11 protein-coding genes and 2 pseudogenes are annotated in these 15,876 nt (G+C 51.4%); 4 read left to right on the top strand and 9 right to left on the bottom strand.

Annotated elements, in window-relative coordinates:
- Positions 1-349: 349 nt before the first annotated feature.
- Positions 350-757: a cupin domain-containing protein gene (locus tag R3F50_12855; GenBank protein ID MEZ5491191.1), complete on the bottom strand. Its 408-nt coding sequence runs from the start codon at positions 755-757 to the stop codon at positions 350-352.
- Positions 758-1,731: 974 nt separating this feature from the next.
- Between R3F50_12855 and R3F50_12850 the strand changes: the two genes are divergently transcribed.
- On the top strand, positions 1,732-3,081 hold the full coding sequence (locus R3F50_12850) for a CapA family protein (protein ID MEZ5491190.1): 1,350 nt from the start codon (positions 1,732-1,734) through the stop codon (positions 3,079-3,081).
- 507 nt (positions 3,082-3,588) lie between these two features.
- On the opposite strand, the gene R3F50_12845 is transcribed toward R3F50_12850, so the two are convergent.
- The 4 genes and pseudogenes from R3F50_12845 to R3F50_12830 form a co-directional block, all read right to left on the bottom strand.
- Complete coding sequence (locus R3F50_12845) at positions 3,589-4,851, bottom strand: alpha/beta hydrolase-fold protein (GenBank protein MEZ5491189.1); 1,263 nt, start codon at positions 4,849-4,851, stop codon at positions 3,589-3,591.
- A gap of 129 nt (positions 4,852-4,980) precedes the next feature.
- Positions 4,981-5,379, bottom strand: coding sequence for a BlaI/MecI/CopY family transcriptional regulator (locus tag R3F50_12840; GenBank protein MEZ5491188.1), 399 nt, complete (start codon positions 5,377-5,379; stop codon positions 4,981-4,983).
- Positions 5,380-5,384: 5 nt separating this feature from the next.
- Positions 5,385-7,016 (bottom strand): M56 family metallopeptidase, encoded by a 1,632-nt coding sequence (locus R3F50_12835; protein ID MEZ5491187.1) that lies wholly within the window; start codon positions 7,014-7,016, stop codon positions 5,385-5,387.
- Between the two features lie 605 nt (positions 7,017-7,621).
- Positions 7,622-8,506, bottom strand: a pseudogene (locus R3F50_12830) (molybdopterin-dependent oxidoreductase).
- A 38-nt stretch (positions 8,507-8,544) separates the two neighbouring features.
- On the opposite strand from R3F50_12830, the gene R3F50_12825 reads away from it, so the two are divergent.
- Both R3F50_12825 and R3F50_12820 read left to right on the top strand, forming a co-directional pair.
- Entirely contained in the window at positions 8,545-8,829 is a 285-nt protein-coding gene (locus R3F50_12825; protein MEZ5491186.1) for a sugar transferase, read from the top strand.
- Positions 8,813-9,238 (top strand): sugar transferase, encoded by a 426-nt coding sequence (locus R3F50_12820; protein MEZ5491185.1) that lies wholly within the window; start codon positions 8,813-8,815, stop codon positions 9,236-9,238. The genes R3F50_12825 and R3F50_12820 overlap by 17 nt, the downstream gene beginning before the upstream one ends.
- 238 nt (positions 9,239-9,476) lie before the next feature.
- On the opposite strand, the gene R3F50_12815 is transcribed toward R3F50_12820, so the two are convergent.
- The 4 genes and pseudogenes from R3F50_12815 to asnB form a co-directional block, all read right to left on the bottom strand.
- Positions 9,477-10,094, bottom strand: a complete 618-nt coding sequence (locus tag R3F50_12815) for a hypothetical protein (GenBank protein MEZ5491184.1) — start codon at positions 10,092-10,094, stop codon at positions 9,477-9,479.
- 551 nt (positions 10,095-10,645) lie between these two features.
- Positions 10,646-11,785 carry a glycosyl hydrolase gene (locus R3F50_12810; GenBank protein ID MEZ5491183.1) on the bottom strand — a complete coding sequence of 380 codons (1,140 nt, stop codon included), beginning with the start codon at positions 11,783-11,785 and terminating at the stop codon, positions 10,646-10,648.
- A gap of 888 nt (positions 11,786-12,673) precedes the next feature.
- Positions 12,674-12,871, bottom strand: a pseudogene (locus tag R3F50_12805) (transposase).
- Between the two features lie 101 nt (positions 12,872-12,972).
- Positions 12,973-14,961 carry an asparagine synthase (glutamine-hydrolyzing) gene (asnB, locus tag R3F50_12800; protein MEZ5491182.1) on the bottom strand — a complete coding sequence of 663 codons (1,989 nt, stop codon included), beginning with the start codon at positions 14,959-14,961 and terminating at the stop codon, positions 12,973-12,975.
- Between the two features lie 533 nt (positions 14,962-15,494).
- Between asnB and R3F50_12795 the strand changes: the two genes are divergently transcribed.
- Entirely contained in the window at positions 15,495-15,827 is a 333-nt protein-coding gene (locus R3F50_12795) for a transposase (GenBank protein ID MEZ5491181.1), read from the top strand.
- Positions 15,828-15,876: the final 49 nt, after the last annotated feature.

The following is a 15,876-nucleotide window of genomic DNA, read 5'->3' as shown; positions in this document are numbered from 1 at the left end:
CAATGCCCTGGATCGCATCCAAGATATCGAGATCCGTGCCATAATACACTGGTCCGAAGATCTAAGGATGATGAACTAACCTGTACGGTCGATTCCGCTGGCTGGAGCACAGGCTGCAGCAGCAGTTCCCAAGGGGATGAATCGGCAGTGGGTGAATCGCCTGTGCTGAAATCCGCAAGCCATGGATTGGTATCGATGACCACCCGATCCTCACTGGCATTGAAGCGCAGGGTTATCGACTTACAGGTAAAACAAAAGGTATCTCCAAAATACGCTGCTGTCCAGTTTGGTGAGCAGGCGGTATCGCTTTGAGTTACACCCCGCGCCACTGGCCGACTGAAGCGGCTGGTCAGTCTACCAGAACGCTTGTGGGAGTGTCCGGAATCCTGAGCATGTGCACCAGTATTTTCGCCGGTAAAGTTGAACTCACATTACGGCTCACCTGGTGAATGTCATCGGGTGACTCATAAAAGGTTTCACCTGGTCCCAGCCGCAGCAGCGGCCCACCGCGGACCTGCATCTCAACCTCGCCCTCGAGCACATAGACGAACGTATGGGCATTGTGGCGGTGCGGCATGGACGCCTGCCCTGGAGCCAGATTCACTTCGGAGATGCGCATTTCCTGGTTTTCCAACACGCCGGGAATGGCAATGGTCTGACTAAAAGGCGCGTCAGCGGCCAATGCCACACCGGAGAAAGCCAGTAAGCACAACCAGCCCATACAAAGCGTTTTTCGTAACCAAAGAATGGATGTCATGATTACTCCTCGACTCATAGATGATAGCTACGCCCCACCTTCTAGAGGTCTGAGGACTACCATCGAAGATGGATACCTCTGGGTGGCATTGTGCCCAACCATTTCAAAATTGCGTGATGGAGGCGTCAATGCAAACGAACATAATCCATATCGGCCTGGATGTCGATGTTACCAACCACTATGGCTCCGACTAAAGATGCTCACGAGCGCTCGAAGAGGCGACCTCCTTTCCCTCAAGCAATTCGACCTCACAGTAGATGGCATGCAGGGGTAAGCAGGGACAGACCACGGTTTTATGCGTTTACGTATAACTTTATCAGGAAAACGCGGTCTGACCTTGTTCTTCCTTTGCCGGTGCTGATTCCGTTAAGTTGGGACACTGATAACTTGGCAAAGACCTTAGTCATATTTTTCCTTGACAAAGCTCTGCTTCGACCTGGTATCTATGCCCATATATCAAAAGATAAAAGAGAATATTTACTCGTTTAGTTATTAAGTAATCAGTGCCCCCTGTAGCTCGAGCGATTCGAGGCGAATACAGTGAGCAAATTTCTTAAGCTATTAAACTATCAATGTCCCCCTATGCTAGTGTCCCCTATGTTCTTTCGCGCTTATCACTGACGCATTAATTAGTGCTAACACGCCCTAGCTGTCAGCTATCGGCCCAGACCGTGCGAAAACTCACTACGTGGCATAATTGCCTCGCCCTGCTGAAGTTATCATTTCTCGGTGTTTGCTGTCAGGCGCAAAGACACAATGAAGTCCTGCCTGGTTGCCCCTGTGATTAGGCCGCAGAGCCGCCAGTCTCGCAATAAAGTCTATTTTCTTCTTTTTTTGTCAACACGTTCAATTGACCCTGGCTGCCGTTGCTGTTACAACAACTGCCACCTGAAAAACGTAAACGGTAATTAATGGAGAGTGATATGGTCAGCCACGGTGTTAAGAAAGGATTTTATCCAATGATTGCGTGCCTGATGTTAACAATATCAGGTATCAGCGTATCTCAGACGGTTGAAACCCAACAATTGGCTACAAGTGTCGATGACGGATTTACTATAGCAGTAGTCGGAGATCTGATAATCGCTTATCCAATGGATCATATGATGGCAGATCCTGGCTTTCGGGAAGTCGTAGAACTCACACGCAGCGCTGACGTGACCACTGGCAATCTGGAAACCAATATCATTGATGGGCGAACTTTCCGTGGATCTCGCGGCGGCGGATTCGGCGCGGAGCCTGACGCAGCTCGTTGGGTAAAGGAAATGGGTTTTGATATAGTGGCCCGGGCTAACAACCACGCCAATGATTTTGGCCGCGAAGGGCTGGCCGAAACATCCCGGCACCTGGACGCAGCAGGTATACAATATGCCGGTTACGGCGATACCTACTGGGCAGCCCGGGCTGCTCGCTTTTATACTAGCGCCCGTGGACGGGTCGGAATGGTTGCGACATCCGATCACGAGCCAAGGGCCGAAGAGGCTAATGGCGAATGGCCCGGTATCGGTGGCCTCAGCCCACTTCGTGTGAACCGTTATTTTATGGTCCCGGAGGATCTCTGGAGTTCGGTCAGGGCCATGCGGGACGCCTTCCCCAACGGGACGTTTCACTATGCCAGGGGTATCAATACGGCAGATCAGGTCGAATTTCTGCGCCAGCAATTCCGTAAAGCTCCGGCCGGCACGACTAAACCTTACTACCATTTCGAAATGAATCAGCGTGACCTGGGTGACATCGTGGCATCGGTACGGGAAGGAAAGATTCGCTCGGACTTTATTACCGTTGCCATTCATGCCCATCACTTTCTGGATGCCAAGGGTGGCTATCGCGGAGAGGGAATACAGGAGGCTGAGCATCTCGACACCAACTCCAGTATTGCTGACTACCTGCCAGAGTTTGCCCACACTGTCATCGATAACGGGGCCGACCTTTTTCAGGGTACTGGTGTGCACGCTTTACGCGGAATCGAGATTTACAATGATCGCCCGATCTTCTATGGGTTGGGGGAATTCTTCAAACAAATGGATGTCATCGGCTTGTCCGGCCGCGGTGATCCCCAGCGTGATGTCGGACCTCCGGGTGCCCCATTTCCGGTCAAATACGAAAGTATTATTGCCATCAGCGAGTTTGAACACGGCACTTTAAAAGAGGTCCGCCTGCATCCAATTGAAACCCGATATGAAGAAGAGAAGCTGGCCTGGCGGGGAATACCCAGGACTGCCCCTCCCGTCGTTGCTCAACGAATTCTCACCCGGCTGCAAGAGCTGTCCGCTCCCCTGGGTACTACGATTGAAATTCAGGGAGATATAGGCATTATCAAGCCTTAAATCCCAAGGGAAATAGGGGACACTGATACTTTAATAGTTTAACGACCAACCCTTGGGATTGACTGAAATTGGCTCAACGATTCGAGGCGAATACAGCGAGAAAATTTCTTAAGCTATTAAACTGTCAGTGTCCCCTAGGTTCCGATAGTGTCAGGCAGCCATTCGTCACTCGGGCCTACCAAAGCTAACTCGACCGGTATTTCACCAGCGTAGAGCAGATACACGTCATGGGCTTCTACCCAATAGGGCTCGGTTGAATGAGCGTAGTTCCCCTCCGGGAGTTGATCGACCTTAAACCATTGCGCCATATCATGAAGATAGAACTCAAACAGGTTTCGCAATACAAGATCATGCGAGTGATCGGCCCTGATGACTTTGTAAACATTAAGGAACCTCTGATTAACTACCGCAATGCTCTGCGGGAGTTAATCAGAGGTTCCTTGACCATTGAGATAACGCCTGCTTCAATGAATCGACCAATCCCTGACGTGACCAGAAAAGAAACATTTACAGGTCTTGCTGTGGTGAGGTGGACAGTGGAACGAGGGGAAGCTTCTGATGATTCTCCAGTCTATCAATCTCATTTTTATAACCCTCTTCCAGTCCCAATTTCATCTTTGATGATACCTCAACCCCTGCCTCATAAGCCTGAATTGCTTCGTCGATCCGATCTGCCTTTTCATATAAGCGGGCAAGGTTAGTCAATATTACTGGATATTCTGGATATACGTCTGCAGCTCTTTCAAGCACCGTAATCGCACCTGGGTTGTCACCCTCATCCAATATTTTTGTGTACAGAGCCAGGTAATCTTCCGCTGGCCTTCTTGCATTCTCACCATATTTTTCTATTAAACCCTGTTCACTCTCTAAAAATATTCCTTCGCTATAACCATCCAGAAGATCTGCAGAAATTTTCAAATCGGAAAAAATGAATTTCAGCCCATAATAATTCAGCAATAATCGAGCATCCATATGGCCTTCATTACCAACTTCTTCATGCGTCCAGCGAAGACTTTTAGGATTGTTCTGGTCTATTACATCGACAAAACGTATTAATTCCTGCCGCATTCCCCAGCCATCCCCCCCGCCAATTCCTAAATAGAGTGACTTATCTACATTAGGATGAGACTTGAAAAACTCGCCTGCCTTTTTCGTCATTTCTTCGTTGTTCCACCATAGAGCAGGTGACTGAACTATAAAGGCATCGAAAACACCGGGTTTCTCCATCAGGGAATAGACAGCGAATAACCCTCCAAGAGAATGGCCCTCCAGAATGCGATAGGGATGCACACGATAATTTGACTCTACGTAAGGTATCAGTTCTTCTTCTAAAAATTCAAGAAATGCAGGAGCACCACCGCTTTGCGGTATCCGTGCTTTACCGGTTCCGCCATAAACATTTTGCCCGGCATTGGAAGGTGTCAAATCTCTTAACCTATGCAGGCTTTCAACAGCAACAATGATCATTGGTGGAACGATCCCGGATTCTGTTAGAAGCTCTACGGTACCAACTTGATGCTTGATGTTCTGAAGTCCATCCAGAACATATAGAACGGGGTAATTGTCAGAATTATTTTCGTACGATCTGGGTAGCGATACAATGATTGGGCGGCTTTCTTGCAAAATTTCAGATTCCAGAATATGTCGCGTTCCTAATCCTAAAAGTTGATCATCTTCTGTGAGCTCTATCTTTCCAGCTACTTGGGCTTTCACATCCAGTTGGAAACAAATAACAATAAGTGCCGCAAGCGAAATAGTAATATTTTTCATTTCGGCCTTCTCGAATGGCGTAAGTATAATTCTATAAAAGTGGTTGTTAACACGTGGCCGTCATGCAAATCCGCCCCATCCTGAGGGATTCAACCGGAGTTGCTTTCTTTATTCTTGAGGAAAACCACGTCAGTCTCCACCGCTTTTTGCTTCATCCAACATCTTGCGAATCCGGTCACTTTCCTCATCAGAAAGCCCGCGATACCGCATCAAGGCCATCATCAGTTTTTCCGGACTGCCGCCGCAGGCTTTCTCAACAATATCCTTTACCCGCTGCCCCAAACTTTCATCACGGGGAACAGTAGCGGAGTAAACGTGGCTGCGCCCCTCCTTGCGGTGAGTAAGCCAACCTTTTTCCTCCATGCGTTCCAGCAAGGTTCTAACGGTATTGCGCGCGACCGGGCGCTGCCTGTTCAGTGCTGTGGTAATCTCTGCAACACCTGCTTCGCCCTTATCCCATATCAACTCCATCAGCTCACGCTGGGCGCGGGATAACGGGCGTCTCTTCCTTTTAGGTATATTATCCATACCTCTTATGCCGGCCCATCGATGCTGATACCTGCACTGTCGATGTCATCGCTATCCGGCTCCAGGTTACTGTCGAAACCAAAGTCCGAATCGTTAAGCCTTTCAAGACTCTGATACAGGTTGCTCCGGATATCGCTTGTCATTTTTTCTATATCCATCTCCTCGAGATTTCGAAGCGCCGATTCGAGAGCTGCCTTGTGTATTGCGCTAAACTGATCAGTGTCCAGAATGCCGTCACCTGTACCCCTGGCGCGTAGTTCGGCTAACTGCGCACGCAGAGCAACCATAGCCGTGTCGATTTCCGCCTGGACCCGGTTTGAATCCAGTTCCCGATCGACTTCTTTAATTGCCTGCTGGAGGGATCTACGGATTTCCTCTTTAAGTTGTTGCGATTCAAATACTGGTGCTCGACCACTGGCGCCGGAACCCTGGGTCCTGTCGAGTGAGGGTTCTGACTGCAGAGTACCAGACGGTTCGGTGGAGTTTTCCGGCAGTTGAGCGGCACTTACCTGCAAGCAGGCCAGACCGATAGAACAGCTGATGATACCAGCGCGAATTACTTGCTTGGTTAGATTACTTATTTGCATTGATTTCTCCCGTTTATGACTTAATAAATCTTTAATCCGTTGCTCAAGTTTCCACTCCGGATCAAACATACCCATTGCCAGATCCGATTCTGCCTGCTTGAATCCAGCCATTATCCCCTGTTTATCTGATTTGCTCTTTATGACCAGGCCGAGCTTGAGTAACGCCTCGCCATAGTCCACGGCTTGCTGATGATTCAATACATGGTTGTCACAGATTTCTTCACGAGCCCTATCGAGTTGCCGATCCATGAGATGGATCAGGGGGTGAAACCAGTACAGCGCGAGAATCGCTTTTTGCAGAATATTGAACAACACATCGCCACGTTCCAGGTGCGCCAGCTCATGCAGCAGCACGGCGCCCAGGTGTGACTGCTCGAGGCTTTGCAGGAAAGGCTCGGGCAGCAACAGTACCGGCCGCAGCAGACCGCCTAGCATCGGGCTGTCGACCGCCGGGCTGACCCGGAGTATCAAGCCCGCCTTTTCAGGTTCCCAATCACCTCTATACGGGCGCATGCTATCGGCGACAAGCTCAGCCTCGTCGGGTGTAATCGATCTGCCAACAGTCGTGATCCGCTGCAGCCGAAACAGATTCAACAGCAGTTTCAGCATCGCGATGGCTGCTACGCCCAACCACAGACGCAGCAGCAACCTGTTGATGTTGAAACGGTCTGGTCGGCGTGGTGGCTCGAACCCCACTCCTGGGGCGGATGCGCTAAGAGGACCGCTGGTATCTGCGGCGGTATCAAAACTACCTGTCAGCGCTCGCGCAGAGACCAGGCTGCTGAAATTTGACCGGTCTGTTTCCCTAACTTCACCTGGTAACGGTACCAGCACCAGACTCGCACCTGAACGCTGGAAAAGTGTGGCGCCAAGGGGGAGCGCCAGCATCGCTATCATCGCCGGAAATAAAATGGCATAGCGCGCTGCGGCATGGTGCTTCAGCACGGACGCAGCAAGTAAAACCAGCGAAGCCAGCAAAGTACTCTGCAGCATCAGGGTGAGCATAAAATAACTGCCGTCGCTGGCCAAATAACTGATTAAACTCTGCATGGAAGCGATCTCTATCAAACCTCAGACAGGGCCTGCTGAAGCATCAATACTTAAGGACACTGGTTTGAGCCCCCTCTGACCAATCAAACTATTTGACGCAACAAGCAGCGTAATCGTTTCATTTGCCAAAGCCTTAAACTACATTTGTAGTCAATAATGGCTACAAATGTAGTCACTGTCAACAGCAATAAGAAAATTCCTCTTCTGAAACTGGCACAATCGAAAGAGGGAAAGCACATCGGTCAGGCTCTGGCGGCCGCTCAATTACGGGGTCGTCATAAAAACCCAGCGCCTCTAATTGAAAAGGCGACTGTAAAAACCACCGCCCCTGGGTCATCTGTTACTCAAGAGAGCCCCGCTCGACGCCGTGCCTGCTCTGAAATCCACATGAGGATCACCAACAATCCGCCCGACAACGCCAGGATCATAATCGACTGTAGGGCGCCGGTAGATCCACACAAAGAAAGTAGCTTCCTTATAGCAATAGGGGACACTAATAGTTTAATAGTTTAACGACCAGCCCTTGGGATTGACTGAAATTGCCTCAACGATTCGACGCGAATGCAACGAGCAAATTTCTTAAGCTACTAAACTATCAGTGTCCCCTAGGCTCCCAGGCTCTCCACTTCCACCAGGCAGTCATAGAAAGTCGGGGCACGACCCAGATCGGTCAGGCGCTGACTGGTCAGTTCGTTGACGTTGCGGCCGTCAGCGTTCATTTTACGCCACCAGATGCCCAGGCCATTGACCACACCTGGGCGGGCACGCGGCGAGATTTCCAACCGGCAGTTGTAGTCGCCACGATCATTGAATACCCGCACCAGTTCGCCATCGTTCAGTCCGCGCGCCGCGGCATCCTGTGCGTGCATCTCCAGCAGCGGTTCCCGCTCGATATCCCGCAGACTGATGACGTTGACGAAGGTGGAGTTGAGGAAGTTGCGTGCCGGTGGCGAGATCATCGCCAGGGGATAACTGGCGGAGCTGCCCGGGCGTTCGTAATTGGGCAGGTAATCCGGCAGCCCCTCCCCGCCTTCGTCCTCCAGTTGCTGACTGAAGAACTCACACTTACCCGACGGAGTGGGAAAGCCACCTGCGGCGAAGGGTGCATCAGGAATCGGCAGCTCCGTGTAGCCCTTGTTCAGCAGCGTGTCGAAACTTACCAGGTCGCCGTAGGCGGTGCGGGCCAGCTGCTCGTCGCTGTCGCTGAAACACGGCTCCGTAAAACCCATGGTGGCGGCCAGTTCCCAGAATATCTGGGTGTTGGGTTTGCAGTCGCCCAGTGGCGCGATGGCCGGGCGGTTCAACAGAACGTCGGTGTGGCCGTAGGCGTGATGAATATCCCAGTGCTCCAGCTGGGTGGTGGCGGGCAGCACGTAATCGGCGTAGTCGGCGGTGTCGGTCTGGAACTGCTCCAGCACCACGGTAAACAGGTCGTCGCGGGCGAAACCTTCAACCACCCTGCGGGGCTGTGGCGCGACGGCCACGGGATGTCGAGCTTCTTGCAGACCTCTCGGACACGACGGTCTCTGTGTATATCGCCCAGGACTTTGAGGCTTATAAGATGCTCAGCGGCAAGCAAATTCAGTTGGGCGACATACCTCCAGTTAGCGTGCATGACAGTCCATTTTACGGTGTTGACGGGTGGGTTAAGCGGGCCGAAGACGTGCTGCTGGCAGTGCCTCTATTGCTCGCCTGCGCAGTGCCCTGGCTTGCCATCGCTATTGCGAGCAAGCTAGAAATCCCAGGCCCTGTGCTGTATCGACAGAAACGCTACGGCCTCAACAGAGCCATTATCAATGGTCTTCAAGTTTAGAAGCATGCATGTGTCCATCGATGAGGGGTTTCAGCAGGCAAGGCGCGAAGACCCACGAATAACTCGCGTTGGTTGCTTCATTCGCAAGACGTCTCTGGATGAGCTTCCGCAGTTCTTTAACGTATTATCCGACTCTATGTCGCTGGTTGGACCACGCGCGCACGCGGCGATGCAAAACGAAGAGTTCCGGTCACAGGTGCAAAGCTACATGGTGAGACACAAGGTGAAGCCGGGTATGACAGAACTGGCGCAAGTCAACGGGTATCGCGGTGAAACCGACACGCTCGATAAAATGGAACAACGCATAGCCTACGATTTGCGATACATCCAGACATGGTCTATAAGTCTTGACCTCAGCATTCTCATCCACACTGTGTTTGCCATTCTCAAAGATGACAATACCTACTGAGGCCCAAAAACTTGATAGCTGAACTCCCGACCCGACTCTTGGCTAAGCTGCTTTTTTTTCACTGGCCAAACTATCGCCGGGTGGTAAGGGTAATCGAAGTTAAACCCATGGGTCTAAAACGGCGATATAAATAAACCAAACTCAGGGAACCTGCAGAGAGGCGGGCAAAAAAAAGCCCCCTTTCTGATGGCTCTTTATCTCTCGCGAAGGACTTTGAAAACTCCGTCAGCCTGTGTCTCTATCCTCTTCGCTTGCGACCCAGACCACCCAGGAGGAGCAGACCCACGCTCATCAGCGCAAGCGCGCCAGGGGCCGGAACAGACGCCCCAACACGCTCAACGATGAGGTCAGCTATGATAAAGCTGCCAGGGGCCAAATCAATACCCGCGAGGTTGAATGCGACATTGTTTTGGTCAAACAAAATGTTGCCACTTCCAAAACCTGCTATGTTCGTGTCTCTCATATCCACACCAACAATCTCAGACGGGCCATCACTCCAGGACAGCTCCAGGAACAGTAAGCCGATGAACGCCGGGTTATTAAACCCAAGCGCAGCGTCAAGTGAGGTCACCAGGCCACCGGCGACTACACCACCGGGGAATAGAGCACCAAGAACATTGTCCTCTACTTCGACATCGACGAACCCGTCAACGAAGCCGGGGGCTTCAGTAACGCCTTCTTCAACGGTCACGGCCAGTGGATTCGGGGGTGGCCCGAGATACTGAAGCGTCCCGCCTTCCACTTCTAGTACTGCAAGGCCAATGCCGATCGGCTGCCCGATCAAAGAAGCACTCGCAGGCAAAGCTGCCAGTGAAGCTATCAGTGTGAAGCTGAATGCCGCTAAAGTTTTGTACATCGCCAGCGTCTCCAAGTCTTTTTATAGTCATCGAACCGCGCGATGCGGCCTCTTCTTTGAAATATTGCAATTATTAAGCCAATATTGCAATATTCGGAAAGAATATTAGTATCCTACTGAATATTAATATTTTTTTTGCTAAAAATTAGCTCTGCGCAGCAGCTCAAAAATCTTTGGGGCGAACCATTGTAAAATTTTTCGACACTTTAGCGGCTTGCCCGCAACAACTCGCCGGGTACAATGCCAATCCGCTTCAGATGTGTAAAAAACGATATTCATAGGCGCCCTTATGACTTGCTTGTGGGCAGTTGGTAGGTGCATGACTCCCGGCGACAGGGTATACCGCACTGGGTGATTATTCCCTGCCTGTTGCTGACCCTCTTGCTTGCCCGGGCCTGCCGATCTGGTTTTGTATTTGTATAGGGCGATTCGCACCATCAGAAGTCTTGAACCTGTCTACCATTAAAGGTTCCCTGGTTGGCCTGCATAGGACTGAAAACTCCTGCGGGAGTCGCGCAGAGGATGCCGGCCCAGATCTGGCTTTTGGCTCGTTAATTCTCAACTTCTTTTCTTGTTATCGCACTCTCACTTCTCATGTACTCCTTTGCATTCCGATTATCAATAATCGAACGCGGTGAAGGAAACCATTCGTTGACATTGGTATGCCAGTGAATAAGAAAACTCGTCTGGGGTACCTTGATCAGAAGTTCCTTGTTTATGACAAGACTATCCTGTCGTTTTCGACTTCGCGGCCCGAACTCTGCGAAGCCAAACGGTTTTCCCAGAGAAAGAAGTGACTCGATCGATTTGTTTCGATTGAGATCGGAAAGTGTGTCTTCATAGAAATCAAGGGCAACAACGTCAACAAACTCGTCTCCAGGATAAAGCTCTAAAACAGCTCGTGTGTCGTTCGGATTGTGAGCACTGTTCGGGCTATAGACCCAAAGCAGATTGCTCAACTCTCTTTCGCCGATTAAATAGTCATACACAGAAGTCCACAACTTTGTGTATTGTTCCCGACTGATGGGTCCTTGTTCTCCAAACGACCACCAGAACCAATTTCCATTCATTTCATGAAGTGGTCGAAACAGAACAACGACATCATTGTCTTCCAGTTCTTTGAGACCATCCCCGATATAGGTGAGCACTGATTTCCACACCTTATTCGGTTCTGTTCCATCGACAAACAAATCGTCGAATTTGTATGAGCCTGTCCCTCGCTCATACAAACCACCTATGAACGGATTACCCGGATGCATATTGACAGTCACCAGACCACCTTGTTTTGCATGTGCAATAAATAGTTGGTTTACTGCCGACAATGTACCCTGCGGTTGTTCCCAGAGGTAGTCTACTGACAATATAGCAGGTACTTCCCCGGTAGCTTTTTCCAGATCGACTACGCTGTTCCGGTACGTTTCCTCTAGCTTGAAAGTTGCGTTCCCGATATTGATACCGGAAAGGAATCTCGGTTCCCGAATCAGGTTGCCGAGATAGGTGAGCGTATCCGCGACTCTGGTACTGTCTGTCGATACAGGACTAGTGTCTAAACTCTCTGGAAAAAACGTTACTGGAGACAAAGCATGTAGTACCTGATAGGGAGCTAATGTATTTGTTTGCGCTCTATTGTAGACGAAAGTAACCAAGACAAGAATGGCGATCAAAACTAATGAGCTTTTCTTTATATTCATAGGCCTGTTTCCAGGAAATTAGAATCTACTTTGCTTATTATCAATCTGAATGCTCTTTACGGCGCCTGTCACGAGACCGCCTTGGCCAACGACCAACACTCATATCCGTTTGATGTTACTGTAGTTGAGAAAGTAAAAGCTATCTCGTCTCAAGTCAATGCGCTTACCTATTTCGATCGCCTTTAATAGCTACCGCAAAAGCGCCGCGCCAATCCCCATGTGCATTTGGGCAAACATTTAGGCATATGCCAACCCAATCAATGGCCTGCCTGGGGATTTTCCGTGCCGGTATCTACATTTAATTCAAGACGCGAGTTTCTCAGAACCGCAGCTGTCGGCGGTGGAGCGGCAAGCCTGGGGGCTTGCGCAGGCTCTCCCTCATCAGGCATTGCCAGCCACGGCTCAGCTCCCAGCTTCTATCCCAAACACAACGAACGTACCAAAGGCTGGATGCGCTTCATCTGGCAGAAGGCGACGACTCCAGGCTACTTGGGATACAGCGAAAATATTGAGCGCCGTGGGGCATCAACTTAACCCGTGGTGACATTGACTGGAACGAGGATGGCAAGGGACCTCATCCCTGGTGGGGCCAGTACTCTGGCGCTCCCATCCTGAGTTATCCGCGTTTCGATCTTACTGATTCCAGTTACGTGATCATGATGATGGCCGAGCAGACACCGGCCTGGCGGGAAGGCTTATAAGTAGAGCAAAAGGTATCTCCAAAGTAAGCTGCTGTCCAGCTTGGTGAGCAGGTGGCTCACCGAGAGACCCAATTAGCGCAAAATCAGTCAGAGTCTCTGAGAAATTAGCCGCTTTCCATCAGCAATCAGGCCATCACTCGCAGGTTTCGATGTCGATGTTGAACACCTGCTTCAGCCGCTCGGCCTAGGTTATGGCGGCGTGGCGCTCGGCCGGCGTTCTTTCATCCTGGTCGGTGTCTGCCTGCTTTTTCTTACTGCCCTTGCCCCGCCCTGCCGGCGAGACCCTTACCCGGTGTTTGCTGTTAGGGGCGAACACCCCATGGAAGCGGGTCAGATTGGCTCTTGGTTTCGTAGCCAGAGCAGCCAGCCTCGCCATGAAATCCAAGCAGGCTCTTGCAACCGCGTCAGATAGTCACTTTCGTGACGAGGCTTCGAGCAGACCAGCCTGACGACACCAGCATTGTACCTGGGGCATTTGCGCCGGGATCAGGTCGCGAGTACCACACTGTAGCGGCGACACCAAGCCAACAGAACGTAGATTGCCCAGACTCGAGACCAGTGCAAGCCGGGCTTACCCTTTAAATAGGATGCCCACAGAGTCTGCACAACCTCGGGGCACAGCCCTACACTGCTGACCAGGTCCGCGTCCGTTAGCAGTAGATCCATCTCCGGCTTTAAACGGTGTCTGGCCCAGCTATTGATGGGTAGTACGAATCCGGACTTTGGCCTGTCAAAAAGCGATGGATCGAGACGACAAAGCGCAAGATCCCTGAGCAGCTGTTTTTTCCCCGTTGGGGAGAAACGTCGTTCCGGGTCAATGCCCGCAAGAGTCTCCCAGAGTACGTGATCGAGCAGAGGCACACGGACTTCCAATGCAACGGCCATGCTTGCTGCGTCGGTGTCGCGCAGCAGGCGTTCACCGATGAAGCTGGACATCTCTAGCAGCGAGACAGCCTGACGATGCTCAGAACCTTCTATCCGGGCGCGCCATGCGCGCCCCACATCGGGAGGAAGGCCGAAATCCTGGCTGCTCTGTGCCACCCGAACCTGGTCCGATGCCATCCGCTCCTGCGTCTCTCGCGTAAAAAGCGAGTAAGAAACCTGGTAAAGACCCAGCAGGTCATTGGTCGCGCAGACAACGTCGACAATCTTGCCCCACCGAGTCTGGGGTGGACTCTGGTGCAAATTATTCCACAAGAAGCTGCTCGCAATGCCTGTTGTCCCCTTGATGAACTGTTTCAATGCTCCATTGGGCCACCACGAAGTAGCACGGAGCAACCTCGGCAGCTCCTTAAAACTCGGATAACCACCGAACAGCTCATCGCCGCCCGTTCCTGAGAGGGCTACTGTCATTCCTGCACCCCGAGCCGCATTGCTCACGAAGAAGGTGTTAATTCCGTCGAGCGTAGGCTGGTCGATAGAGCTTAGAGCCACAGGAAGCTGTCGCAGAAAGTCTTCCTCAGACACCATAATATTCGTGTGGTGGGTCCCTATCGCCGCAGCCACCTGCGCCGCAAAGTAAGACTCGTCGAGCTCAGCCTCTTCAAACCCGATCGTGAAGGTGTGGATCGGATCGCGCGAACCCTCGCTGGCCAACGCCGCGACCGCACCGGAGTCGATTCCTCCGGAAAGGAACACTCCCACTGGTGCGTCAGATACGAGCTGCATTCGAACAGTGTCAGCAAGGACCTCCCGTAACTCAGTTACGCTGGTGTCTCGGATTGCATGCGATGGTGGAGTCCAGTAGCAGCGGAATGCAAGGTTGTTCGCATCACCAGCTTTCGCCCCTGACGTAATTGTCAGCATATTCGCTGCAGCCAACAGATTCACTCCTTCGATAATTGTACGGGGCCCCACTACGAACCCTTGAGACAAGTATGACGCAACGCCGGCAGGATCGAGCCGGCGCTCAACGACGCCGCTTTCGAGCAGTGGACATAATTCCGAAGTGAAGAGTAGAGACTCACTTCCCAACTGCGTATCTCGCACGATAGTCCAGTATAGGGGTTTGACTCCGAGATGGTCACGTACAAGATGCACTGAGCGTGATCGCGGATCCCAGACAGCTATCGCAAATATCCCGCGTAGCCTCGACACGAAATCAACGCCCCAACACTTGTAGGCTTTGAGCACAACTTCAGTGTCCGACGTCGACTTGAAAATCTCCCCCAGTGATTCCAGCTCGCATCGGAGTTCCCTGAAATTGTAGATCTCGCCGTTGAACGTAATTGCACAACCGGATTCTGAATCTATCATCGGTTGAGCACCGGCCTCACTTAAGTCGAGGATCGCAAGGCGCCGATGAGCAAACACCACTTCTCCGGATTCAGAACTCCATAGTCCGTCTCCGTCTGGTCCGCGATGCTGCAATGCTGCACTAAGCCGCTCGACGCACTCAATAATCTTCTGATGCTCAGTCGAATTCTTGCCTGATCGATACGAAAGGCCGGAGATGACACCGGCAATACCACACATATAATTCTCCAAGTGGTGACTCTAAGGCAACCGGTTCGGTGCTGGCACTCCAGGGCGAAAACGCGGTGACGAAGCGCCTTACTCGCGCTATCGTTTGGTGTCCTCCGTTCACTAGATTTCCCTTCAAGATCCGTCTTTGCCTTATTGCTAGGGGTGGCGTTAAAGATCACGCAGCAGACGAGTGCTGGTTGCCTACAATGCGCCGTTACCCTGCACATTGTAGGCAACCAGCACTCTGGTTGCGATCACTTTTTTGTTCTCAATGAATAAAAAATATTTCCAGAGTTTCTTTGCGGTCTCATAAAAATTCATGAAAGCTGTAATTGAATTTGTTGAGCCCCATCCGGAGGCTCGGGAGGAACATCTGTTGGGGCGGCGTAGTCTGAGCGACCCTTTTTTCCGCTAGATGATCGATTGCCCCGAATCGATTGCCCCGAAAAGGACGGGATAATCGCTAGCTGGAGGGCGATTGTAATCGTCAGTATCATCCATGGGCCTGCTTCGACTGAGAAAAGGAAGCGCGCGACCCGGAGATGCACCGGACTCGCAAGGAAGGCCGGAAGTATTCTGGGATGAAGACCCATATTGTCGTGGACAGCCGCAGCAAGAGGGTTCAATCAGCAGCGGCCACGAACGCCAATGCCTATGTTTCAGCAATGCTTTTAGAGTTGTTGCTTGGTGAAGAAACACAGGTTTATGGAGACTCGACCTATGTCGATAAGAAAGCGGTCATTGCTGAGTGTGCACCGAGGACAACAGGCTTTATACAGAAGAAAGGCAGTCGTCGTGGTAAACTGAAGAGCGCTCCCACAACCACCAGCAATTGGAAGTACGGGCCAAGGCATAGCACTCTTCCCAGATTGTGAGTGGATCGGAGTAAATGCAATATTGAGTGCTTCTAGGTTTTTTGCAAGG

This window comes from Gammaproteobacteria bacterium (genome assembly GCA_041395725.1).
Classification (GTDB): domain Bacteria; phylum Pseudomonadota; class Gammaproteobacteria; order Pseudomonadales; family Pseudohongiellaceae; genus NORP240.
This window is presented reverse-complemented; position numbering and strand designations above follow the sequence as displayed.

What these genes read in the sequence shown, in the direction of transcription:
- R3F50_12855 (MEZ5491191.1), bottom strand. Translation starts at nt 757, where the DNA reads ATGACATCCATTCTTTGGTTACGAAAAACGCTTTGTATGGGCTGGTTG.
- R3F50_12850 (MEZ5491190.1), top strand. Translation starts at nt 1,732, where the DNA reads ATGTTAACAATATCAGGTATCAGCGTATCTCAGACGGTTGAAACCCAA.
- R3F50_12845 (MEZ5491189.1), bottom strand. Translation starts at nt 4,851, where the DNA reads ATGAAAAATATTACTATTTCGCTTGCGGCACTTATTGTTATTTGTTTC.
- R3F50_12840 (MEZ5491188.1), bottom strand. Translation starts at nt 5,379, where the DNA reads ATGGATAATATACCTAAAAGGAAGAGACGCCCGTTATCCCGCGCCCAG.
- R3F50_12835 (MEZ5491187.1), bottom strand. Translation starts at nt 7,016, where the DNA reads ATGCAGAGTTTAATCAGTTATTTGGCCAGCGACGGCAGTTATTTTATG.
- R3F50_12820 (MEZ5491185.1), top strand. Translation starts at nt 8,813, where the DNA reads ATGGTCTTCAAGTTTAGAAGCATGCATGTGTCCATCGATGAGGGGTTT.
- R3F50_12815 (MEZ5491184.1), bottom strand. Translation starts at nt 10,094, where the DNA reads ATGTACAAAACTTTAGCGGCATTCAGCTTCACACTGATAGCTTCACTG.
- R3F50_12810 (MEZ5491183.1), bottom strand. Translation starts at nt 11,785, where the DNA reads ATGAATATAAAGAAAAGCTCATTAGTTTTGATCGCCATTCTTGTCTTG.
- asnB (MEZ5491182.1), bottom strand. Translation starts at nt 14,961, where the DNA reads ATGTGTGGTATTGCCGGTGTCATCTCCGGCCTTTCGTATCGATCAGGC.
- R3F50_12795 (MEZ5491181.1), top strand. Translation starts at nt 15,495, where the DNA reads ATGCACCGGACTCGCAAGGAAGGCCGGAAGTATTCTGGGATGAAGACC.